The 21,229-nt window shown below is 61.0% G+C and carries 21 protein-coding genes and 1 pseudogene; 13 read left to right on the top strand and 9 right to left on the bottom strand.

The window, feature by feature from the left end; translation table 11 throughout:
* Positions 1–8 precede the first annotated feature (8 nt).
* Positions 9–1,532 carry a DUF2125 domain-containing protein gene (locus ACR3EN_RS03790; RefSeq protein WP_480824521.1) on the bottom strand — a complete coding sequence of 508 codons (1,524 nt, stop codon included), beginning with the start codon at positions 1,530–1,532 and terminating at the stop codon, positions 9–11.
* A 133-nt stretch (positions 1,533–1,665) separates the two neighbouring features.
* Between ACR3EN_RS03790 and ACR3EN_RS03785 the strand changes: the two genes are divergently transcribed.
* The 3 genes from ACR3EN_RS03785 to ACR3EN_RS03775 are packed head-to-tail and all read left to right on the top strand — an operon-like array spanning position 1,666 to position 3,754.
* Positions 1,666–2,415, top strand: coding sequence for an SDR family oxidoreductase (locus ACR3EN_RS03785; protein ID WP_480824589.1), 750 nt, complete (start codon positions 1,666–1,668; stop codon positions 2,413–2,415).
* Positions 2,412–3,020, top strand: coding sequence for an enoyl-CoA hydratase/isomerase family protein (locus tag ACR3EN_RS03780; RefSeq protein WP_480824523.1), 609 nt, complete (start codon positions 2,412–2,414; stop codon positions 3,018–3,020). Before ACR3EN_RS03785 ends, ACR3EN_RS03780 begins: the two co-directional genes overlap by 4 nt.
* A complete protein-coding gene (locus ACR3EN_RS03775) occupies positions 3,017–3,754 on the top strand; it encodes a VOC family protein (RefSeq protein ID WP_480824525.1) in 738 nt (245 codons plus the stop codon). The genes ACR3EN_RS03780 and ACR3EN_RS03775 overlap by 4 nt, the downstream gene beginning before the upstream one ends.
* Here the strand turns inward: ACR3EN_RS03775 and ACR3EN_RS03770 are convergent, their stop codons facing one another.
* Entirely contained in the window at positions 3,755–4,051 is a 297-nt protein-coding gene (locus ACR3EN_RS03770) for an HNH endonuclease (protein WP_480824527.1), read from the bottom strand. It lies immediately after the preceding gene.
* A gap of 45 nt (positions 4,052–4,096) precedes the next feature.
* On the opposite strand from ACR3EN_RS03770, the gene ACR3EN_RS03765 reads away from it, so the two are divergent.
* Positions 4,097–5,284: a TIGR03862 family flavoprotein gene (locus tag ACR3EN_RS03765; protein WP_480824529.1), complete on the top strand. Its 1,188-nt coding sequence runs from the start codon at positions 4,097–4,099 to the stop codon at positions 5,282–5,284.
* Here ACR3EN_RS03765 and holA read toward each other — a convergent pair.
* The 4 genes from holA to ACR3EN_RS03745 form a co-directional block, all read right to left on the bottom strand.
* On the bottom strand, positions 5,276–6,304 hold the full coding sequence (holA, locus tag ACR3EN_RS03760) for a DNA polymerase III subunit delta (RefSeq protein ID WP_480824531.1): 1,029 nt from the start codon (positions 6,302–6,304) through the stop codon (positions 5,276–5,278). The genes ACR3EN_RS03765 and holA overlap by 9 nt on opposite strands.
* Entirely contained in the window at positions 6,301–6,792 is a 492-nt protein-coding gene (gene lptE, locus ACR3EN_RS03755; RefSeq protein ID WP_480824533.1) for an LPS assembly lipoprotein LptE, read from the bottom strand. Before lptE ends, holA begins: the two co-directional genes overlap by 4 nt.
* Complete coding sequence (gene leuS / locus ACR3EN_RS03750) at positions 6,779–9,313, bottom strand: leucine--tRNA ligase (RefSeq protein WP_480824535.1); 2,535 nt, start codon at positions 9,311–9,313, stop codon at positions 6,779–6,781. Before leuS ends, lptE begins: the two co-directional genes overlap by 14 nt.
* 72 nt (positions 9,314–9,385) lie before the next feature.
* Positions 9,386–9,871, bottom strand: coding sequence for a DUF3576 domain-containing protein (locus tag ACR3EN_RS03745; RefSeq protein WP_480824591.1), 486 nt, complete (start codon positions 9,869–9,871; stop codon positions 9,386–9,388).
* A 281-nt stretch (positions 9,872–10,152) separates the two neighbouring features.
* Between ACR3EN_RS03745 and ACR3EN_RS03740 the strand changes: the two genes are divergently transcribed.
* Positions 10,153–11,274: a porin gene (locus ACR3EN_RS03740; RefSeq protein WP_480870671.1), complete on the top strand. Its 1,122-nt coding sequence runs from the start codon at positions 10,153–10,155 to the stop codon at positions 11,272–11,274.
* A gap of 102 nt (positions 11,275–11,376) precedes the next feature.
* Positions 11,377–12,036, top strand: coding sequence for a YggS family pyridoxal phosphate-dependent enzyme (locus ACR3EN_RS03735; RefSeq protein ID WP_480870674.1), 660 nt, complete (start codon positions 11,377–11,379; stop codon positions 12,034–12,036).
* Here the strand turns inward: ACR3EN_RS03735 and ACR3EN_RS03730 are convergent.
* A complete protein-coding gene (locus ACR3EN_RS03730; RefSeq protein ID WP_480824539.1) occupies positions 12,002–12,520 on the bottom strand; it encodes a L,D-transpeptidase family protein in 519 nt (172 codons plus the stop codon). The genes ACR3EN_RS03735 and ACR3EN_RS03730 overlap by 35 nt on opposite strands.
* Complete coding sequence (ribA, locus tag ACR3EN_RS03725) at positions 12,517–13,611, bottom strand: GTP cyclohydrolase II (protein WP_480824541.1); 1,095 nt, start codon at positions 13,609–13,611, stop codon at positions 12,517–12,519. Before ribA ends, ACR3EN_RS03730 begins: the two co-directional genes overlap by 4 nt.
* A 161-nt stretch (positions 13,612–13,772) precedes the next feature.
* Between ribA and ACR3EN_RS03720 the strand changes: the two genes are divergently transcribed.
* From ACR3EN_RS03720 to ACR3EN_RS03700, 5 genes are all read left to right on the top strand, one after another.
* The gene (locus ACR3EN_RS03720) at positions 13,773–14,459 is read left to right on the top strand and encodes a response regulator transcription factor (RefSeq protein WP_480824543.1); all 687 of its coding nucleotides are present in this window, start codon (positions 13,773–13,775) and stop codon (positions 14,457–14,459) included.
* Positions 14,460–14,653: 194 nt separating this feature from the next.
* The gene (locus ACR3EN_RS03715; protein ID WP_480824545.1) at positions 14,654–15,442 is read left to right on the top strand and encodes an exodeoxyribonuclease III; all 789 of its coding nucleotides are present in this window, start codon (positions 14,654–14,656) and stop codon (positions 15,440–15,442) included.
* An 87-nt stretch (positions 15,443–15,529) separates the two neighbouring features.
* The gene (locus tag ACR3EN_RS03710) at positions 15,530–16,447 is read left to right on the top strand and encodes a tetratricopeptide repeat protein (protein ID WP_480824547.1); all 918 of its coding nucleotides are present in this window, start codon (positions 15,530–15,532) and stop codon (positions 16,445–16,447) included.
* Between the two features lie 27 nt (positions 16,448–16,474).
* Entirely contained in the window at positions 16,475–17,116 is a 642-nt protein-coding gene (locus tag ACR3EN_RS03705) for an LON peptidase substrate-binding domain-containing protein (protein WP_480824549.1), read from the top strand.
* Positions 17,113–17,298, top strand: a complete 186-nt coding sequence (locus ACR3EN_RS03700; protein WP_480824551.1) for a Trm112 family protein — start codon at positions 17,113–17,115, stop codon at positions 17,296–17,298. The genes ACR3EN_RS03705 and ACR3EN_RS03700 overlap by 4 nt, the downstream gene beginning before the upstream one ends.
* Here ACR3EN_RS03700 and ACR3EN_RS03695 read toward each other — a convergent pair.
* Positions 17,295–18,521, bottom strand: coding sequence for an FAD-dependent monooxygenase (locus tag ACR3EN_RS03695; RefSeq protein ID WP_480843489.1), 1,227 nt, complete (start codon positions 18,519–18,521; stop codon positions 17,295–17,297). The genes ACR3EN_RS03700 and ACR3EN_RS03695 overlap by 4 nt on opposite strands.
* An 88-nt stretch (positions 18,522–18,609) precedes the next feature.
* Between ACR3EN_RS03695 and ACR3EN_RS03690 the strand changes: the two genes are divergently transcribed.
* Together ACR3EN_RS03690 and ACR3EN_RS03685 are read left to right on the top strand one after the other, a co-directional pair.
* Entirely contained in the window at positions 18,610–19,938 is a 1,329-nt protein-coding gene (locus ACR3EN_RS03690) for an amidase (protein ID WP_480824555.1), read from the top strand.
* A gap of 108 nt (positions 19,939–20,046) precedes the next feature.
* Positions 20,047–21,227 (top strand): annotated as a pseudogene (locus ACR3EN_RS03685) (aminotransferase class I/II-fold pyridoxal phosphate-dependent enzyme).
* Positions 21,228–21,229 lie beyond the last annotated feature (2 nt).

The raw sequence follows: 21,229 nt of genomic DNA, 5'->3' as shown, positions 1-21,229 counted from the left end.
AGTGTGCATCACTTGATCCGCTGTCCGTTGGCCAGAATCTGGCCGTCTTCTGTAAACTCGATGGTCGAGTTCAGCGTATCAGGTTCTTCGCCCGGAACAGCCATCAGACCCATCATCATCCGGGCCCCCAGCGCGTCGTTTTCCGAGACAAAGCCCATGCCGATCAGCGTATCCAGCAGGGCGTTTGCGCCCACCAGCTTCAGATTGGCGATGCCCGACGGGGCGGGCAGACCGTCAAAGGCCTCGGTATTGGTGTTGTCGAACTTGAAATCGCCATCGCCAGTCAGTTCTGCGCCGACCAGCGAGATCAGCAATTCGTTGATCTTCAGCGAATGCAGCTCGCCCGGTGCGGCGTCCGAGGTCTCCAGTTCTTCCACCGCTTCTGGGTCCATGAAATCGACCAGAACCTTGGCGGTGCCGGTGGCGTCCAGCGCAATGGTCGCCGGATCGCGGGGCAGGGCACCTGCGGGATCAAACAGGCTCCACAACACGTCGGACATGGTGAAATCGGTCAGGTTCAGGCCAAAGCCGAAGGGCTGAATTTCTTCCGATGCCTGCACCGGCACCTCAAGCTTGAGGCCGGCATTGGCCATCGCGATCTCGATCGGGAAGGGCAGGTCTGCCGTCGTGACCGCCAGCTTCGAGCTGTTCTGCACAAGGTCGTAGACAAGGCGCTCGGCATCGATGCTGCCGGTGAATTTGCCACCTTCGGAACTGCTGCTCATCGAAAACGCCTCACCCTCGGCGGTTCCGGCGACTTCGGTGTTGCCCGAGCCATAGGTGAAGGTGCCCGAGGCGGCAAAGCCTGCGCCGTAAAGGTCCTCTGCGTTGGTCACGTCGAAGCCAGGCGGGATGGTGGTATCACCGTCAAAGGCCAGATCGTTCAGTTTGCCGCTGATACGACCGGTGTCGTCGCTGTCCGGCTCGTCAAAGGCGACATCATAGGTCAGGTTGCCCGCTGTGACCTGCTGGGCAATGTCACGCATTTCACCGATTTTCATCTGCGACGAACCAGTGACCGCGTCCATCTGAAAATTCAGCGCAAGCATGTCTTTCGACACGGTTTCCTCGCCGAACTTCATCGAATCCAGCCCAAGCGTCAGGCTGTCTGCGGTATAGTCATAAGTCATCTCTTCAGGCGTGCCGGACACGACCATGTCCAGCGCGTCCTGCGTGTAAAGCAGCTCGGCCGAGAATGCCTCACCATCGGCTACGCCTGAAACGGAGACCGGGAAGCTGTCAGGGAAGCCGATATTGACGGTGCCGTCGCCATTCTCGGTCAGGGTCATCTCGGGGATGCTCATGCTGAACTGACCGTCGGTGTCCGGCAGTGCCATACCCATGGTCATGTTCGCGATGGTGGTGACATTGCCAGAAGTGCTCTGGTCGCCAGTTACCTCGTAACCCATGCCACCCATATAGGCCTGCCAGTCGGCCCAGACATCGGCGGCGGTTAGATCGGCAAATGCGCCCTGAGTGGCAACGGCATATGCCAGCGCCGCGCCGCAGCTCCGGCGAAGGAAAACAGTCATAAGAGAACCCTTCTTGATCAATTTTGCCGGCATCGTCGTGCCTGTGGCGGTCAGCGTCAAGGGGCAAGGGGTGGACCAATTCCCCATTTCCGCTGTACGAGTTTACACAATTTCAAATGCAGGGAATTAAATGATGCAGATGCAAGGGAAAACGGTGCTGATCACAGGGGCCAGCCGGGGTATCGGGGCTGAAGCCGGGCGCGTATTTGCCGCAGCCGGGGCCAATGTCGTGCTGGTCGCGCGCAGCCGCGATCAGATCGAGGCTTTGGCGGCCGCGCTTGGCGACACTGCAATCGCGCTGGCCTGTGATGTCAGCGATTTTGCGCAGGTCGAACAGGTGGTGGCCGATTGCGTCGACCGCTTCGGGTCGCTGGATGTGCTGGTGGGCAACGCGGGCGTTATCGATCCGATCTTCCATATGTCCAACGCCGATGTCGCGTCATGGAGCACGGCAATCGACATCAACCTCAAGGGCGTCTTCTACGGAATGCGCGCCGCCCTGCCCATCATGCGCGCGGCGGGTGGCGGTACGGTGCTGACCGTCTCATCCGGGGCGGCCTCGAACCCGGTTGAAGCGTGGAGTCACTACTGTGCCTCAAAAGCCGGAGCCAAGATGCTGACCGAATGCCTGCATCTGGAAGAGGCGCATCATGGCATCCGCGCCATGGGCCTGTCGCCGGGCACCGTGGCCACGGATATGCAGCGGGTAATCAAGGCCAGCGGCATCAACCCGGTCAGCCAGTTGGACTGGGACGATCACATCCCCGCCGACTGGCCCGCGCGGGCGCTGTTGTGGATGTGCTCGGCGGATGCGGACGAATTCCAGGGCACCGAGATCTCGCTGCGCAACGAAGATATTCGCAAAAGGATCGGCCTTACGTGATTGACCTGACGCAAGAGGATGGTCTGTGGACCGTCACGCTGAACAACCCCGACAAGGCAAACGCGCTTACGGGTGCGATGCTGACCGAGCTGCTGCGGATCGCCGAGGCCGCCACCGAGGCGCGCGCCCTGATCCTGACCGGCGCAGGCCGCGTGTTCAGTGCCGGTGCCGATCTGGACGAGGCGCGCGCCGGGCTCGCCACCTCTGATCTGTGGGAGCGTTTGTCGGGCGCCATCGCGGCGCTGCCCTGCCTGACCGTCGCCGCGCTGAATGGCACGCTGGCCGGAGGGGCCAACGGCATGGCGCTGGCCTGCGACCTGCGCATCGCGGTGCCCTCGGCCAAGTTCTTCTATCCGGTGATGAAGCTGGGTTTTCTGCCGCAACCTTCTGATCCGAAACGCATGGCGGCGCTGATCGGTCCGGCGCGGACCAAGCTGATCCTGATGGCAGGGCAGAAGATCACCGCCGACGAGGCTTATGCATTCGGGCTGGTGGATCGGGTGGTTGAACCGGACCAGCTGATGCCAACAGCCCGCGAACTGGTGGCCGATTCCGTTGCCGCCGACCCCGCGATTGCCGCAGGGATCGCGGGGCTCTGCCCATGAGGATTGCTGCGCTGCGCCTGCGGGTGGCCGACCCGGACCGCCTTGCCGCGTTTTATCGCGATGCCCTTGGCATGTCGGTTCAGGTCGAAGGGGCCAATCGTCGCCTTAGCTACCCGGGGCAGGGGGCTGCGCTTTTGTTGACCCCGGGCGGCGGTGGCTATGCGCCTGATCGCGGGCAACGGTATTGGAAGATCGGGGTCACCCTGCCGGACGTGGATATGGCTGCTGCGCAATTGCGCCAGAAGGGTATTGCGGTCAGCGATCCGCGTCAGTTTCTGGACATCGGCTATATGTGCCACCTGAGCGATCCCGAAGGCTTTTCAATCGAATTGCTGCAACATGATTTCGAAGGCAACAGGCCCGTGGGGGCCGCAAACGCCGATGCGCCGTTTGCGGATGCCTGCATCGGTCAGATCACCCTGCGCACCGGCGATATCGCCGCCGAGGATTCCTTGTGCCGCGAACTCGGGATGCGCCTGCTGTCGATGCAGGATGTCGCGCCCTACGGGTTCGACCTGCATTACTATGCCTTCTCGGATGAGACCCCGCCCAACCCGGATCTTTGGGCCGTGGAAAACCGCGAATGGCTGTGGAAACGCCCGTACACGACGCTTGAGTTTCAGCACATCGCCGGGGCGCAATTCGCGCCGGTTCCAGACTATCTTGGGATCGAAATCGAGGGGCTGAAGGCCGAACAGCAAGACGCTTTCGGCGATCCGTTGCTGCCTGCCTGATCAGCGCCCCCGCCGTTTGCCGGGGACCTTGGAGCGAAATCCGGGCGGGCGTTTGCGGACCCAGTTCAGGAATTTCTCAAGTCTCGGATGCGCGCGCAGGGCGTCGACCGTGTGGAAACTGCGGGCCAGTTCGGCCTCGGTCAGGGTCGCGTGTACCTCTTTATGGCAGATCTGATGCAGCAGGACGGTCGGCCCGCCCTTGCCTCCTTTGAGTTTTGGGATCAGATGGTGCAGGCTGCCGCCCCCATCGGGGATCGGGCGGTCGCAGAGCGGGCAGATCGGATCAGGGTTCGCCATAGGTGTAATCTCGCGCTGATGCGCGGGCAGGGCAAGAGGGGCGCAATGGCGCAAGCAGTGGTGATCGGTGCAGGCCCCGCAGGGCTGATGGCGGCTGAGCAACTGGCCAGTGCCGGACATCAGGTGCTGGTGGCCGACGCAAAACCCTCGGTCGCGCGCAAGTTCCTGATGGCGGGAAAATCGGGGTTGAACCTGACCAAGGATGAGCCCTTTGTCACGTTGATGAACGCCTATGGTGAGGCTGGGGCATGGTTACGCCCCATGATCCGGGAGTTTGATGCGCAGGCGGTGACGGCGTGGGCACAGGATCTGGGGCAGGAGATGTTTACCGGCTCGACGGGCCGTGTGTTTCCCAAAGCGATGAAGGCGTCACCCCTTCTGCGCGCGTGGCTGGCGCGGCTGGAGGCTGGCGGAGTGCAGATTCGCACCCGCTGGCGCTGGGTTGGTTGGCAAGAGGATGCACTGGTGTTTGACACGCCGGATGGCGCGCAGGCGCTTAATTCAGACACTACGATATTGGCACTGGGCGGGGCCAGCTGGGCGCGGTTGGGATCGGATGGCGCATGGGCTACGACCCTGCTGGATCAAGGCGTCGATCTTGCTCCGTTTGCCCCGTCGAATTCGGCGCTATCGGTGGATTGGAGCCCCTACATGCAGCCCCATTTTGGGGCCGCGCTGAAATCGGTGCGTTGGATGGCCGGTGATCTGACCGGTCGGGGGGAGGCCGCGATTTCCGCCAAGGGTCTGGAAGGCGGCGGGGTTTACGCGCTGACGCCTGCCCTGCGTGATGCCGCGCCGTTGTTCGTCGATCTGGTCCCGGATGTCACTGTTGAGACGTTGCAGGCGCGTCTGGCATCGAAAAAGCCGAAGGCGACCCTGTCGCATTGGTTGAAAAACACTCTGCGCCTGCCGCCGCAGAAAATTGCCCTGTTTCACGAGATGACCAAGGGCCAGACGCTGACCCAAGCTGATTGGATCACGACATTGAAACACCTGCTGATCCGACACGCAGGGCTGCGGCCAATGGACGAGGCGATTTCGACCGCAGGCGGCGTGTCCCGCAGCGCGATGAACGACCGCCTGATGCTGAACGCGATGCCCGGAGTGTTCTGCGCCGGAGAGATGCTGGACTGGGAAGCCCCGACCGGCGGCTATCTGCTGACCGCCTGTCTGGCCACGGGTCGTTGGGCCGGACGGTCGGCGGCGGCTTGGCTGGACGCGCGCTCAGCCTGAGCGTGCCAGCATCGCCAGACGGATCATCGCCCGTTCAACCAGCGCCATGGCGGGCGCGGTCTGACCAGCAGAGCGCAACGACAAATCGGTATCCGTCAGCACCGTGAGCGCCGTCTGCAGCTTGGCCGCACCCCAGCCCTGCGCCTGTCGCAGGATGCGGTCGCGCCGTTTGCCATAGACGGGGGGGCGCAGCTTGCCGATGCCCTGCGCGGCACCGCCGGGATCGGCGGCGCAGGCATAAAGCGTCCGGAAATGCCGGGTCGCCCCGATGCACAGCGTCACACCATTGGTGCCCTGTGCCTGTAGCCGCCGGATCAGCGGACCAATCTCACCGGCGCGGCCCTCGGCAACCACGTTCAACACATCATCCAAGCCGGCCTCGGTCGAGCGCGGGGCGCAGGCTTCGATATCCTCAAGGCTCAGCTCGGACGCATCCCCGCGCTTGTAAAGCGCCAGTTTTTCAACCGTTTGCGTGAAGTCTCCGGGGCTGAGCGACAAAGCCAACTCGCTGAGCGCCGACATCGAATCACGCGGGATGTTCTGCAATCCGGCCTGCGAGACAATCCGCTCAACCTCGGCCCGCGAGGGGGGATCGTCATAGATGCCCACCGCATAGCCGTTCGAGTGCCCCTCGAACGCCTTGCGGATTTTTGAGCTGGGCTTGAGTTGCCCCGCCGTGACGATGATCTGCGCGTCGCCTGCGGCCCAGTCTTCCAGCGCGGCAAGGATCGCGGGGGCGGCGGTTTCGGTCGCGTCTTCGACAAAGACGGCGCGTGGGCCAGGGAAAAAGCCTACAGCCTTAACCGCGTCCAGCAACAGCGCAGGATCACCGCGCAGGTCACCTCCGGGGATACGGGTCAGGCGCATTTCCTCTTCCGCGCCGGGGCCCAAAAGCGCCGTCAGAACCTGTTGCCGCTTCAGTGCGACGCGCATCGCGTCGGCCCCGTAGATCAGCAAACCGGTCTTGTCCGCGTCCGGCTTGGCAAAATAGCCGTCGGCCTCGCGCGGGTTCAGCTTCATGTGGTCAGGCCCGGGGTGGCGTAGAGGCGGGTCACGATTTGGTCCGACAGGATCACCATCAGCCGTTCCTTGGCATCCCGCTCATCGGCCAGTGTCGAGACGGTGGACCCTGCGGCAGAATATCCGACAAAATCGGCGACCGTGCCCGAAGCCAGAACTTGGCCCGTGCTGCTGGACGTCAGCGCATATTCGGCGCGTCCGTCGATGGTGTATCGCGTTGTTTCGTTCGAGGTTGTAATCGCGGCCGCGCGCGTGACGGTCGAGACATCGACGTTCAGCGCATAGTCGCTCCCCGAAGTAGCACTGCGCCCCAGTCGGCGCTCCAGATTCTGAACCAGCAGAAAACTGTCGACGGTATTGGGTGCTGAGACGGCTACTTTACCGTCCAGCGCCGCCCCTGATCCACCGGGGGCATAGACCGGCTGAAATCCGCAGGCGGCCAGCGCCAGCGGCATGAATATAACGGTTCTGCGGTCAAACGACGACATTTACGATCCGGCCCGGCACGACAATCACTTTCTTCGGCGCGGCGCCCTCCAGCGCCTTTTGTACAGCTTCGGTGCTGAGCGCGATTTTTTCAACCTCGGCCTTGTCCAGATCTTTCGCCACGCTGATTTCCGCGCGGCGTTTGCCGTTGATCTGGATCGGCAAGGTGACCGTGTCGTCGATCAGCATCGCCTCGTCTGCTACGGGCCAGGGTGCGGTTGCGACCAAGCCTTCGCCACCCAGCATCTGCCAAAGTTCTTCGGACAGGTGTGGCGTCATTGGTGACATCAGTTGGGCCAGCGTTTTGGCGGCTTGGCGTTTGGCGTCTGTGCCCGCTTTGGACTTGGCCAATGTGTTGGTAAACGCATAGAGCTTGGCGATCGACGCGTTGAAACCAAAGGATTCGACGCCCCCGGACACATCGCGGATGGCCTTATGCATCTCGCGCAGCAGGGGTTCATCCTCGGCATTGGCAGGCGCGCTCGAATCGGCAATCTCGGACGCGATGCGATACACGCGGCTGAGGTGTTTGAACGCTGCCTCGGCACCGGAGGCAGTCCATTCCACATCCCGTTCAGGCGGCGAATCAGACAGGACGAACCAACGGGCGGTGTCAGCCCCAAAGGCCGAGATAATGCTGACCGGGTCCACCACGTTCTTCTTGGATTTGGACATTTTGGCCGAGGGGATGATCTCGACCTCGGTGCCGTCGGCCAGTTTGCCGTCGGTCACGTCCTCGGGCAGGTGGTAGACCGGGCGGCCATTGGCGTCGCGGGTCTGATAAATCTCGTGCGTCACCATTCCTTGAGTGAACAGCGCGTCGAACGGTTCGATGGCCGCTTTCGGCAGGTGGCCGGTGATGTTCATCGCGCGTGCGAAGAAGCGGGAATAGAGCAGGTGCAGAATCGCGTGCTCGATGCCGCCGATATACTGGTCGACATTCATCCAGTATTCGGCCTCGGCCAGATCGGTGGGCGTGTCCGCGCGGGGTGCGGTGAAGCGGGCGAAGTACCACGACGAATCGACGAAGGTATCCATCGTGTCGGTTTCGCGCTTGGCAGGGGCGCCACATTTCGGGCATGCGCAGTCGCGCCAAGTCGGGTGACGGTCCAGCGGGTTGCCGGGTTTGTCAAAACTGACATCGTCGGGCAGGCGGACCGGCAGGTTTTCTTTCTTCTCGGGTACCACGCCGCAGGCGTCGCAATGCACGACGGGAATCGGGCAGCCCCAATAGCGCTGACGGCTCAAGCCCCAATCGCGCAGGCGGTATTTGGTGACACCTTCGCCCCAACCAGCCTTTTCGGCGAAATCGACGGTGGCGTTGATGGCCTCGTCGCCGGTTGCTTCGTTCAGGCCGGCGAAATGGTTGACCCAGCGGACTTTCTCGGTTTTCGGAGGGACGAAGGCGATCTTGTCGACCGGAGTGTCATCGTCGAGTGCGAAGAAGGTATCAACAACCGGTAACCCATATTTGCGGCAGAAATCGAGGTCGCGCTGGTCATGCGCCGGGCAGGCAAAAATCGCGCCGGTGCCGTAATCCATCAGGATAAAATTCGCGATCCAGACCGGCAGTTCCCAATTCGGATCCAGAGGGTGCTTGACGGTGATACCAGTGTCGTAGCCCAGCTTTTCAGCGGTTTCGATGGCCTCTTCCGTGGTGCCACCCTTGCGGCATTCGGCCACGAATTCAGCAACTTCGGGGTTTTGGGCCTCAAGCTGTTTGGCAATCGGGTGATCCGGCGAGATGCCGACGAAAGACGCGCCCAGCAGGGTGTCGGGGCGAGTCGTATAGACGGTGATTGGCTCTCCGCCATCGGTGCGTTCAAAGCCGAATTGCAGACCGCGCGACTTGCCGATCCAATTTTCCTGCATCAACCGGACTTTGGCGGGCCAGTTGTCCAGAGTATCCAACGCGTCCAGAAGTTCCTCGGAATATTCGGAGATCTTAAAGAACCACTGGGTCAGCTCGCGACGTTCTACCAAAGCGCCCGAGCGCCATCCGCGCCCGTTTTCCACCTGCTCGTTAGCCAGAACGGTCATATCGACCGGGTCCCAGTTCACCACGGCGTTCTTGCGATAGACCAAACCGGCCTCAAGCATATCCAGAAACAGAGCCTGCTGCTGGCCGTAATACTCCGGATCACAGGTGGCGAATTCGCGCGACCAGTCGATCGAGAGGCCCAGAGGTTTCATCTGCCCGCGCATGTCGGCGATGTTGCCATAGGTCCAGTCTTTGGGGTGACCGCCAATGGCCATCGCGGCGTTCTCGGCAGGCATCCCGAAGGCATCCCAACCCATCGGGTGCAGCACGTTGTGACCCGTCGCCAGCTTGTGCCGCGCGATCACGTCGCCCATCGTGTAGTTGCGCACGTGGCCCATGTGAATGCGGCCTGACGGGTAGGGGAACATTTCAAGCACATAGTATTTCGGCTTGTCCGCCTTGTGGTTGGCGGTGAAGATTCCGGCCTTGTCCCAGGCCTCTTGCCATTTTGCTTCGATTTCGGTGGCCGAGTAGCGCGACATCGTGCGGTCCTTCGTGAATGAAAACGCCGGGACAGAGCCCGGCGTGGTATTAGAGTGATTTCCGGCGGGTTACTAGAACTTGTTGTCCGCAATCCGTAGCTGCCGCGCGCGGGACAGGATCGCGTCCTCGACCGCGCGGCTGGTTGCAGCACTGACCGGAGCCCCTCCGCTGGTCTGCAGCGACACCGACAGCGACCGGGCTGCAAGGGCGGGGTCGCTGATATGAACGGTTGCGCGATATTGCCGTCCGCCACCCGGAGGTGTGCCATATCCGGTGACGATCACGCCTGTGAAGGGATCAACCTCTTGGATTGGCAGGAAATTCAGAACATCCAGCGAAGCAGACCACAGATAGCGATTGACCTGAGTGACCTGTTCGTTCGTGTTGGGGCCGAAGACGTCCCAGATTGTGGCACGCTCGGGATCATTCAGTTCGCGCTCTTCAGTATTTCCGCCGATGCGGCCCTCATTTGCCGAGCGCGGGTTGTCTCGAAACGCGTTGCAGGCCGAAAGGGCAGCAGTTGCCATGATCAAGCAAGAAATCGTCAGCGTGCGCATGGTCGGCAGGTCCTGTATCACTCGTTGGGACATCATCGCGAAACACTCCTAGAGAAGGTCTGGCGCGGCAACAAGCTTAATCTTCGCTGGCGATCACGCGCGGCGTGGTCGAAGGGGGCCAAATCTGACTGTGGCATCCTTGCACCAATTCGGGCTGAAAGAGGTCAGAGCGTTTATGCCAAGCTTGCGCAATGGGGGCAAAAAAAGCGAAACGGTGTCCGTGCTGAGACGCTTGCTTTGCATGTGTCGAGTAGAAAAACTTTGAAACCGAGGGAAACAAGATGAAAAAAGTTCTCTTCGCAACTACCGCGCTGGTCGCGACCGCCGGTGTTGCTTCCGCAGAAATCAACTTCAGCGGTTTTGGTCGCTTTGGTATCCAGTATATCGAAGACAACGCTTCGACCGAGATCTCGTCGAGCAGCGTTGCTGATACAACCACTGGCGCGATTTCGACCGTTCGCAGCGTAACAACCACCGACGAAGATGACGCGTTCCTGGAATCGCGCTTCCGTCTGAACATCGACGGTAACGCAGAAACCGACGGCGGCGTCGCATTCTCGGCACGTGTTCGTCTGCAAGCTGACGACAATGGTGACGGTTCGGCAAGCTCGGCTGGTCTGAACGGCGCGCGCTTCACCACCGAGTACGGCGGTCTGCGTGTTGACGTTGGCAACATCGCCGGCGTGATCGACAACCTGCAAGACTACTACGGCTTCGAGCCGGGCCTGACCCTGTTCACCGGTCAGTACGTTGGTAACGACTTCGCGTTTGACGCTTACACCTCGACCGGTTCGGGCGAAAACGGTGTTTACGCTGGTTACACCTTCGGCGGCGTCACCATCGCTGCTTCGTACTCGGGCGATGACGCAGGCGACGACTACGAAATCATCGCAGACGATTTCGTTTGGGAAACCGGTGACTCCGAGCAGTGGGGCATCAGTGCATCTTACGCAGCTGACAACTGGGGCGTTGCAATCGGTTATGCCGAAACCAACGATCTGACCGCTGACATCGCAGCCATCCTCCCCGATGGCACCATTGATGACGCGAACGCAACCACCGTCGACGCAGACGCTGACATGGTCGTTCTGACCGGTAACGTTTCGTTCGGTGATCTGACCGTGACGGCTCTGGTTGGTAACGAAAGCTCGGACGGCGACCCGGATGACCTGGTGTTCGACACCTTCTGGGGTCTGTCGGCGAACTACAACGTTGGCGCAGCTACTCAGGTTATCTTCTCGTACGGTGACGGTAACGCTGAATTCGACACCCAAGCCTTTGGCCTGGGCGCGATCTATGACCTGGGCGGCGGCGTATCGCTGCGTGGCGGCGTAGGCACCAACCGCGTTGGCGACGGCGACCGCTTCACCGTTGCTGACCTGGGTGTTCAGTTCAGCTTCTAAGCTGATCTAAACCGCAAGGTTCAGGGGCAGGCCTTTTGGCCTGCCCTTTTCTTTTGTGCCCACATGGTGTTTTTCTGCGCCAACCACAAAGACGAGGGCCCTATGTCGCTGCAAGAAATCACCGACCGCATTGCCAAAGCCGAAGCTGCCGCGGGGCGTGCAGTTGGATCGGTACATTTGATCGCCGTGTCCAAGGTGCAGCCCAATAAACGGGTCGAGGCGGTTCTGAACCAAGGGCACAGGTGTTTCGGAGAGAATCGTGTTCAGGAGGCGGCCGGGAAATGGCCTGCATTCCGGGAACAGTTTTCCGACGTGCAGCTCCATCTGATCGGCCCCTTACAAACGAACAAGGCGCGGCAGGCAATAGAGCTTTGCGACGCCATTCATTCACTCGACCGCCCGAAACTGGCGAAAACGCTGGCTCGGCTCGCGCAGGAAGTTGGATCCTGTCCGGACCTGTTCATTCAAGTCAATACAGGTGAAGAAGAGCAAAAGGCGGGCATACTACCTGCTGATGCTGACGCGTTTGTGTCCGAGTGTCGGGCGTTGGACTTACCTGTGCGTGGGCTCATGTGCCTGCCCCCGGTCGATGAAGAACCTGCGCTCCACTTTGCCTTGCTGAGCAAGATCGCAGAACGCAATGGTCTGGACGGCCTCTCGATGGGAATGAGCGGCGATTTCGAAACTGCGATCGCTCTGGGCGCAACGCATATCCGGGTCGGGTCCGCTATTTTCGGCGAGCGGATCGGGCCCCGGGGATAATCAGCCGCGTGCCGGGGGCGATGTTTTTAGCGATCCATCTCAGGTGATCGCGCCGGAATGCAACACAGCCCTCGGTCGGATAGCGTGGTCGACGCCACTGATGCAGGAAGATGGCAGAGCCGTGGCCGGGCTTCGCATCAGGCCAGTTCCAATCCGTGATCAGGATAAGATCATAAAGCGGATCGGCGCGCTGCAGCCGCTCGTGACTGAATGCGTAAGGGGCCCGGACGAGAGTGTTATAGGCCTTATCGTGCCCGTCATCTGACCAAAGATCACCCGGACCAATCGGTCGGGCCCAAGCAGCAGGTCGCGCCATGCGATCCGCACGATAGAGCATTCCAACAATGTGGTGGGTTCCGACCGGCGTCGCGCCATCACCTTCGCGCTTTGTTGTGCTCAACCCGCCTTTGCCGATAGCACAAGGAAAGATGCGACCGGCAAAGCGGATACCACGTGGCGTCAGAACAAGGTCGTCCGGTGTCACAGTAGATGACCCGATTTAGCAGCTTTCGTGGCCAGATACCCGCGATTGTGGTCGGTTTCACCAACCTTCAGAGGGACGCGTTCCGTGACGGCGATCCCGGTCCGCTCCATCATTGCGATCTTGGCAGGGTTGTTGGTCAACAGCCGCACCGAATTGAAACCAAGCGATTTCAGGATGTCAGAACCCAGCCGGAAATCCCGTTCATCATCCTCAAAGCCCAGCCGATGGTTGGCTTCGACCGTGTCAAAGCCCTGATCCTGCAGGAAATAGGCCCGCATCTTGTTGGCCAGCCCAATCCCGCGCCCCTCTTGATTAAGATACAACAGAACGCCCGCCCCTTCGGTTCCCATCTGCGCAAGAGCGCCGCGCAACTGCGGGCCGCAATCACATTTCAGGCTGCCCATCAGGTCACCGGTGAAGCAGGCCGAATGCAGCCGTGCGAGAACTGGTTTGTCTCGATCAGGGCGCCCGATCTCGACGGCGTAATGCTCTTCGCCGCCATCTTCGGGGCGGAAAACATGCAGTCGCCCGGCCTCGGACACTTCCATCGGCAGCCGGGCCGCGACCACGGGGTGCAGGGCGCTGCGATCTGCCAGATGCGGCGCGGCGCGGGTGTGGTCGACGCAGGTCAGGCTGTGGGTAGCGGCGAATGTGCGGCCATCTTCGACAGGGACGACCACAGCAGCAGGCAGCAGCCGGGCTGATTTGGTCAATGCGATTGCAATCCGATGCAGATTGGCGCTGCCGTGCCGCTCGGTCATGAGCGGGCCTTTCATCGGTGCGCTCAGGTCATCTGACGGATCGGCAACCGCCTGGACCCAACTCAGATCCACGTCTGCAGGTATCATGATGCGCGCCAGATCTCGGTCATAGGCCCGCGCTTTCAGTGTTTCTGCACGTCGGACCGTGACCGCCACCACAGGTGCGCTGCCCAAACCTCGTAGATCGGCCAAGCGTTGCGGGCTGAGCGTTTCCGAGGCCAGCGCAAGAACGCTGAATCCGGTGTCATCGGTCAGAACCACCGGTACGCCCATGCGCAGATCAGCCCGCGCGCGCGCCAGCAACTCGGTGATGTCGGGAAAGAGACTCATGCATGTTACCCTGTAACGATCCGGCCTTTTCCTAACCTGATGATGCAGGAATGTGAAACAATTCCTATCACTCAGACACGAGGGCGTGAGACCATTGCAGCAAAGCTTGCTGATTGCGCTCCCTATACGCAATTGGTTGAAAAGGCTTAGGAGGACCGCAGATGGCACAGCTTAAGAAAATCCTGCTGGTGGATGATGACGAAGACCTGCGCGAAGCGCTGAGTGAGCAACTTGTGATGACAGAAGACTTCGATGTGTTCGAAGCCTCTGACGGCGCATCCGCGATGGAGCGTGCGCGCGAAGCGATTTATGATCTGGTCATTCTGGATGTCGGGCTGCCCGATACTGATGGCCGCGAGCTGTGCCGCCTGATGCGCAAGCAGGGTGTCAAAAGCCCGATCCTGATGCTGACGGGCCATGACAGCGATGCCGATACCATCCTTGGTCTGGATGCAGGGGCAAACGACTATGTGCCTAAGCCTTTCAAATTCCCGGTTCTTTTGGCCCGCATTCGCGCACAGCTGCGCCAGCATGAACAATCCGAGGACGCGGTCTTTGTGCTTGGCCCCTACACGTTCAAACCGGCCATGAAAATGCTGATGACCGAGGATGACAGAAAAATCCGCCTGACCGAGAAAGAGACGAATATTCTCAAGTTCCTCTACCGATCGACGGATGGCGTGGTGGCCCGCGATGTGCTGCTGCATGAGGTTTGGGGCTATAACGCCGGTGTCACCACCCATACGCTTGAAACCCACATCTATCGCCTGCGCCAGAAGATCGAGCCCGATCCGTCGAATGCGCGCCTTTTGGTCACAGAATCTGGCGGATATCGTTTGGTGTCTTGATCTGTGGTGGATTGACTTGGATCAAAGTGATACCCTGAAGGCATAATTAAGTTACTCCCATCCCGCGCATGTCCGGGTCATGACATGCACCTCCCTGTTGGACTGCCGGGCCTGATGGCCCGGCCTTTTTTTGTCGTGGCACTGCGACAAGACCCGCGCTAGGGTGCGCCAACCCGACAAAGGAAACGCCGCTCATGCCCTTCACCCTTGCGACTTGGAACATCAACTCGGTCCGTCTGCGCGAGCCTATCGTTCTGAAATTGCTGCAGGAAGAGGCCCCGGACGTCCTGTGCCTGCAAGAGTGCAAATCGCCTGTCGAGAAGATTCCGACCGAAGGCTTCGCCGCGCTGGGGTATACGCACATGATCGCGCGGGGGCAGAAGGGCTATAACGGCGTGGCAATCCTGTCCCGGTTGCCGATCGAGGAAGTGGGTGACAAGGATTTTGCCGGTCTCGGGCATGCGCGCCATATCGCGGGGCGGCTGGAAAATGGTGTGACCATCCACAATTTCTATGTCCCTGCCGGGGGTGATGTGCCGGACCGTGAGGTGAATGAGAAGTTTGGCCAGAAACTGGATTACCTGACCGATATGCGCGACTGGTTCCATGCGGAAAAGCCGGAAAAGACGGTTCTGGTCGGTGATCTGAACATCGCCCCGCGCGAAGATGATGTGTGGTCGCACAAGCAACTGCTCAAGGTGGTTTCGCATACCCCGATCGAGGTGGAGACGCTGGCCGAGACGCAGGATGCAGGCGGCTGGGTCGATATCACCCGGCAGGATATTCCTGACGGTCAGCTCTATAGCTGGTGGTCCTATCGCGCGCGCGATTGGGATGCTGCGGACAAGGGGCGCAGGCTGGATCATGTGTGGGCGACGCCCGATATCTCGAACGCGGGCCATTCCAGCCGCGTTCTGCGCGATGCCCGCGGATGGGAGAAACCCAGCGATCACGCGCCGGTTTTTGCGACATTCGACGTCTGATTGATGCAAAATCGCCCGATACAGCCCTTGGTTTCTGATCCGAGCGACGGCATATAGGGCGCAAATACGAACCAGAGAGATAATGCCATGGACCTTCTGAACGGCGCAGCCAGCTCTGATACCACCGATCTGATCAAGGACGGGACCGAGGCCACCTTCATGGCCGATGTGGTCGAAGCTTCGCAAGAGATGCCGATCATCGTCGATTTCTGGGCCCCCTGGTGTGGTCCCTGTAAAACGCTGGGCCCCGCGCTGGAAGAGGCCGTGACCGCCGCCAAAGGGGCGGTGAAGATGGTCAAGATCAACGTGGATGAGGCGCAGATGATCGCAGGACAGCTGCGCATTCAGTCGATTCCTACTGTCTATGCGTTCCACAAGGGCCAACCGATCGACGGGTTTCAGGGCGCGCTGCCGGGGTCCGAGATCAAGGCGTTCATCGACCGCGTGATCGAAGCTGCCGGCGGTGAAAGCCCCGGTGGTCAGTTGGACGATGCGGTTCAGGCTGCCGAAGAAATGCTGACCGACGGGGCCGCCGTGGACGCGGCGCAGACCTTTGCGGCGATTCTGGGCGAAGATCCGAACCACGCTGCGGCCTATGGTGGGCTGGTGCGCGCGCATATCGCGCTGGGCGATCTGGATCAGGCAGAGGCGATCCTCAATGGCGCTCCGGCCGAGATTTCGACCTCACCCGAGGTTGAGGCGGCCCATGCCCAGTTGGAACTGGCCAAGCAGGCTGCCGATGCAGGCCCGGTGGGCGAACTGACTGCTGCGGTTGAGGCTGAACCCGACAATCATCAGGCTCGTTTCGATCTGGCACAGGCTCTGCACGCCAATGGTGACGTGGAAGAGGCCGTTGCCCAGTTGTTGGAGCTGTTCCGCCGCGATCGCGAGTGGAATGAGGGCGCGGCCAAGACGCAGCTGTTCACGATCTTCGACGCAGCCAAGCCCAATGATCCGATTGTCCTGAATGGACGGCGCAAGCTCAGCTCGATGATATTTGCCTAAAACCCGATCAGGGCTAGACTCGACTGTATGATGCATCCCGCTGATCTGCCGGACACGGTATCCGTGTTTCCTTTGCCCGGAGCGCTGTTGTTGCCCCGGTCCCGTTTGCCGCTGCATATTTTTGAGCCGCGTTATCTGCAGATGCTGGATGACGCGCTGAAAACGCCCGAGCGTTTGATCGGAATGGTACAGCCGAACACCTGTCAGGGCGATGAGACCAAGCTGCACAAAATCGGTTGTGCAGGTCGCATCACCCAGTTTTCGGAAACGGAAGATGGCCGTTACCTGATCACGCTCACTGGTATTTCACGTTTCCGCGTCCGGACCGAACTGGACAGTTTTACCCCGTATCGCCGCGCTTCGGTGTCTTGGGACGGGTTCGACCGCGATCTGGGCAAGGCCGAGGTGGATGACAGGTTGAATCGCGATCGGTTTCTGGCTTTGTTGGAGCGGTTTTTCGCCTCACGCCAGTTGTCCACCGATTGGGACACAATGAAGGATGCCGATGACGAGCTTTTGGTCAACTCGCTGTCGATGATGCTGGAGTTCGACCCGGAAGAAAAGCAAGCCCTGCTGGAAGCCCCCTGCCTGCGCACACGGCGCGAGACCCTGGTGACATTGATCGAATTCGCCATGCGCGGCGGATCGAGCGAGGAAAAACTGCAATGAGCGAAGCCGAAAACACCTTTGACCGTCATATGCTTGAGGCGTTGATTTGCCCGCAGACTCACACGACCCTGCACTACGATGCTGAGCGGCAGGAACTGGTGTCCAAAGCCGCCGGTCTGGCCTTTCCCATCCGTAACGGCATCCCGGTGATGCTGGTGGATGAGGCGCGGGAACTGGACTAAATCGGACGCCCCTGCAGCAGCTTCGGCAGGTCTCCGGTCAGGCCCGCAGCCTCGCGCACGAAACCGCGTCGCAGTCCGGGCAGCGATCCGACGATACCCATACCGATATCACGGCCCATGCGCAGTAGCGGATTGTCGTTTGAAAACAGCTTGTTGAAAACATCCGTCGCCATCGCAAGCGACGCCGTGTCGAACCGGCGCCATTCCTGATAACGCTCCAGCACGAGGGTCGATCCGATATCCTCGCCACGTCGACCTGCAAGGGTCAGGACTTCGGCCAAGGCCCCCACATCGCGCAGGCCTGCGTTCAGGCCCTGCCCGGCGATCGGGTGCATCCCGTGGGCGGCGTCTCCGACCAGGGCCAGCCGGTTTGCGATAAACGAATTGGCGATGGTCAGGTTCAGCGGATAGGTGAACCGGTCGCCCTGCAGGCGGATATCGCCAAGGAAATCGCCAAAGCGCGGGCGCAGGACCTGAAGGTAGTCGGCCTCGGACAGGGCGTTGATCTGGCCCGCCGTCTCTGTGCGTTCGCTCCAGACGATGGAACTGCGGTTGCCGGTCAGCGGCAGAATCGCCAACGGGCCGGGGGGCATGAAGAACTGATGGGCGATACCGTGATGGGGCAGCTCGTGTTCGATGGCACAGACCAGAGCGGTCTGGCCATAGTCCCAACCGGTCCGCTTGATCCCGGCCCGCGCGGCGGTGCCGCTGCGGCGACCGTCGCAGCCGACCAAAAGGCTGCCGGACAGGGTCGACCCGTCGTCCAGCGTCAGCGTTGCTCCGGTGGACGAAATGTCCTGAGACACCACCGTTTTGCCGCTGATCTCAGTGATCCCGTCCTGCTCGGCCATCGCCTCAAGAAAGGCCCGCCGAAGATGGCGATCCTCGACCATATAGCCCATCGGACCTTCTTCGATCTCGGCATGATCGAAATGCATGAAAAACGGTGAAGGACCCGCACCGGCATGGCCATCGGTGACCTTGATCTCAAGCATCGGCTGGGCGTGGTCCTCGACCTTTTCCCAAACGCCAATCGCGTCCAGCAAGCGTTGCGAGGCCAGCGCCAGCGCATAGGCGCGCCCGTCAAACGCCGCGTTCTTGCGCACCTTCTCGGCCAGCGCATCGACAACGGTCACCGAATGCCCGGTTTGGGCCAGCGCCAGTGCAAGGGCCGGGCCGTTCAGCCCGCCGCCAACGATCAGGATGTCGGATCTGTGTTCCATGCGCTGCAATATGCGCGCCCTTTCGGGATTGTCCATGTGCGGTCCTGTCGCTACCGTCCGATCACGGACTGAAACGGGAGGGGGCAGGATGCAAGACTGGCTGACCATGACGGCATGTGATCTGGGCCGAGGCATCGGAATGGGGCAGATTGATCCGGTTGAGTTGACCGAGACCTATCTAAGCGCCATCGACGCCCACGCGCACCGGGATCGCATCTACGCCCGTGTCACCCATGATCGCGCCCGTGCCGAGGCCCATGCAGCGCAAGAGCGCGCCAAGCTTGGCTTGCGCCGGTCCTTGCTGGATGGCGTTCCGATCAGCTGGAAAGACCTGTTTGATACCGCGGGTGTCGGGACCGAAGCTGGCTCGGCCCTGCTGAAAGGCCGCGTGCCGGGGGCGGATGCAAAGGTCCTGCGCAACGCAACCGCCATGGGCACGGTCTGTCTGGGCAAGACCCATATGAGCGAGCTGGCCTTTTCGGGTCTGGGTCTGAACCCGATCACGGCGACGCCGCCTTGTGTGAATGACGAAGCTGCCGTGCCGGGGGGGTCCTCCTCGGGGGCTGGGGCTTCGGTGGCTTGGGGGCTTGCGGCCTGCGGGATCGGGTCCGACACCGGCGGGTCGGTGCGGATTCCGTCGGCATGGAACGATCTGGTGGGCCTGAAAACCACGGCGGGGCGCGTCAGTCTTGAGGGCGTCGTGCCGCTGTGTCTGAAGTTCGATACGGTTGGACCTTTGGCGCGGTCGGTCGAGGACGCCGCGCATATGCTGGCCGCGCTTGAAGGCAAAACCCCGGCTGATCTGCGCGGGGTGTCCCTGAAAGGCCGCCGCTTTGCCGACCTGCAGAACGTGGTCAAGGACGATCTGCGCGAGGCTCCGGCCAAAGCCTATGACGATGCGCTGGCCCGTCTGAAAGAAGCCGGAGCCGAGATTGTCCCGCTTGACGTGCCCGAGCTAAACGACGCGATGGGCTTGACTGGCGTGCTCTATACAACCGAAGCCTATGGGCTTTGGCGCGACGTGATCGAGGCGAACCCCGAGGCGATGTATCCCGAAATCCTTGAACGGTTCCGCATGGGCAAGGGGTTCTCGGGGCCCGATTACGTGGCCGCATGGTCGAAACTGACCGCCTGCCGGCAGGCATGGGATGCTGCAACCGCCGGGTTTGATGCGGTGCTTGCGCCGACGGCCCCGATCCTGCCGCCCAATCTGGACCGGCTGATGAACGATCATGACTACTATATCACCGAGAATCTCTTGTCCTTGCGCAACACACGGATCGGCAACCTAATGGGGTTGGCGGCGCTAACGCTGCCAACAGGCACACCCGGCTGTGGGCTGATGATGCTGGGCTATCCGGGGTCGGAAGAGGCGCTGCTGCGGGTGGGATCAGCAGCAGAGGCCGCTTTGACCTGAATGCCACAATCCCCTGATTCGGAACCTCTTTGTCTGGACGAAGCAGGGCGCGATCTGTAATCTGCCAAGAAACGGGGCGAAAAATGACCCCGATATTGAGGCAGTATCATGAATTTCCCCGAGCGGTTTTCGAACCTACCGGACTATGCATTCCCGCGTCTGCGCGCCCTGTTGGATCATCATCAACCGGGCGGTGACGTCGTTCACATGACCATTGGCGAGCCCAAGCACGATTTCCCATCTTGGGTGACCGACGTGATCATGGAAAACGCTGCCGGGTTTCAGGGCTATCCCCCGAACGAGGGCTCGCCCGCGCTGCGCGGTGCAATCGCGGACTGGGTCAATCGCCGCTACGGCGTGTCGATGGATGCAGATGCCAATGTGATGGCGCTGAATGGCACGCGCGAGGGGCTTTACAATGCCGCAATGGCGCTGTGCCCCGAGCAGAAGAACGGCCAGCAGCCGATCATCCTATGCCCGAACCCGTTTTATCAGGTTTATATGGTCGCCTCGATCTCGGTGCAGGCGCAGCCCTATTTTGTGCCCGCGACCGCTGCGACCGGCCATCTGCCGGATTATGCGGGCCTGCCCGAAGAGGTGCTGAACCGCACCGCCGTGGCCTATATCTGTTCGCCCGCGAACCCGCAGGGGGCTGTTGCCTCGCGCGATTACTGGGCTGAACTGATCCAATTGGCCGAGAAATACGATTTCCGCATCTTCGCCGATGAATGCTATTCCGAGATCTATCGCGATACTGCCCCGGTGGGCGCGCTGACCGTTGCGCAGGAACTGGGTGCTGATCCCGAGCGGGTTACGCTGTTCAACTCTTTGTCCAAGCGTTCAAATCTGGCCGGGTTGCGGTCAGGCCTGATCGCGGGCGGGCCCGAGACGATCAGCCGGGTCAAACTGCTGCGCAGCTATGCGGGTGCGCCGCTGCCCGCACCCTTGCATGCTGCCGCCGCCAAGGTTTGGGCGGACGAGGTGCATGTGCAGGAAAACCGCGCGCTTTATCAGGAAAAATACGCCATCGCGGATGAGGTTTTCGCAGGCGTGCAGGGCTATATGCCCCCGAGGCCGGGTTCTTCCTGTGGCTGCCAGTCGAGAACGGCGAAGAAACGGCATTGAAGCTTTGGCAAGAGACCGGGGTTCGGGTTCTGCCGGGGGCGTATCTTTCTCAAGGTGATCCGGGGCAAAACCCGGGCGAGCAATTTATCCGGGTCGCCATGGTGGCCCCAAAAACAGAGATGAAGCGCGGGCTGATCACGCTCCGCGACTGCATCTATTCGTGAGG

This window comes from Ruegeria sp. G7 (assembly GCF_056535465.1).
Note: the sequence above shows the minus strand (reverse complement) of the source record. Positions and strands in the feature narration are given on the sequence as shown.

Coding starts and splice junctions, on each gene's coding strand:
- ACR3EN_RS03790 (WP_480824521.1), bottom strand. CDS start 1,532: ATGACTGTTTTCCTTCGCCGGAGCTGCGGCGCGGCGCTGGCATATGCC.
- ACR3EN_RS03785 (WP_480824589.1), top strand. CDS start 1,666: ATGCAGATGCAAGGGAAAACGGTGCTGATCACAGGGGCCAGCCGGGGT.
- ACR3EN_RS03775 (WP_480824525.1), top strand. CDS start 3,017: ATGAGGATTGCTGCGCTGCGCCTGCGGGTGGCCGACCCGGACCGCCTT.
- ACR3EN_RS03770 (WP_480824527.1), bottom strand. CDS start 4,051: ATGGCGAACCCTGATCCGATCTGCCCGCTCTGCGACCGCCCGATCCCC.
- ACR3EN_RS03765 (WP_480824529.1), top strand. CDS start 4,097: ATGGCGCAAGCAGTGGTGATCGGTGCAGGCCCCGCAGGGCTGATGGCG.
- holA (WP_480824531.1), bottom strand. CDS start 6,304: ATGAAGCTGAACCCGCGCGAGGCCGACGGCTATTTTGCCAAGCCGGAC.
- lptE (WP_480824533.1), bottom strand. CDS start 6,792: ATGTCGTCGTTTGACCGCAGAACCGTTATATTCATGCCGCTGGCGCTG.
- leuS (WP_480824535.1), bottom strand. CDS start 9,313: ATGTCGCGCTACTCGGCCACCGAAATCGAAGCAAAATGGCAAGAGGCC.
- ACR3EN_RS03745 (WP_480824591.1), bottom strand. CDS start 9,871: ATGCGCACGCTGACGATTTCTTGCTTGATCATGGCAACTGCTGCCCTT.
- ACR3EN_RS03740 (WP_480870671.1), top strand. CDS start 10,153: ATGAAAAAAGTTCTCTTCGCAACTACCGCGCTGGTCGCGACCGCCGGT.
- ACR3EN_RS03735 (WP_480870674.1), top strand. CDS start 11,377: ATGTCGCTGCAAGAAATCACCGACCGCATTGCCAAAGCCGAAGCTGCC.
- ribA (WP_480824541.1), bottom strand. CDS start 13,611: ATGAGTCTCTTTCCCGACATCACCGAGTTGCTGGCGCGCGCGCGGGCT.
- ACR3EN_RS03720 (WP_480824543.1), top strand. CDS start 13,773: ATGGCACAGCTTAAGAAAATCCTGCTGGTGGATGATGACGAAGACCTG.
- ACR3EN_RS03715 (WP_480824545.1), top strand. CDS start 14,654: ATGCCCTTCACCCTTGCGACTTGGAACATCAACTCGGTCCGTCTGCGC.
- ACR3EN_RS03710 (WP_480824547.1), top strand. CDS start 15,530: ATGGACCTTCTGAACGGCGCAGCCAGCTCTGATACCACCGATCTGATC.
- ACR3EN_RS03705 (WP_480824549.1), top strand. CDS start 16,475: ATGATGCATCCCGCTGATCTGCCGGACACGGTATCCGTGTTTCCTTTG.
- ACR3EN_RS03700 (WP_480824551.1), top strand. CDS start 17,113: ATGAGCGAAGCCGAAAACACCTTTGACCGTCATATGCTTGAGGCGTTG.
- ACR3EN_RS03695 (WP_480843489.1), bottom strand. CDS start 18,521: ATGGAACACAGATCCGACATCCTGATCGTTGGCGGCGGGCTGAACGGC.
- ACR3EN_RS03690 (WP_480824555.1), top strand. CDS start 18,610: ATGCAAGACTGGCTGACCATGACGGCATGTGATCTGGGCCGAGGCATC.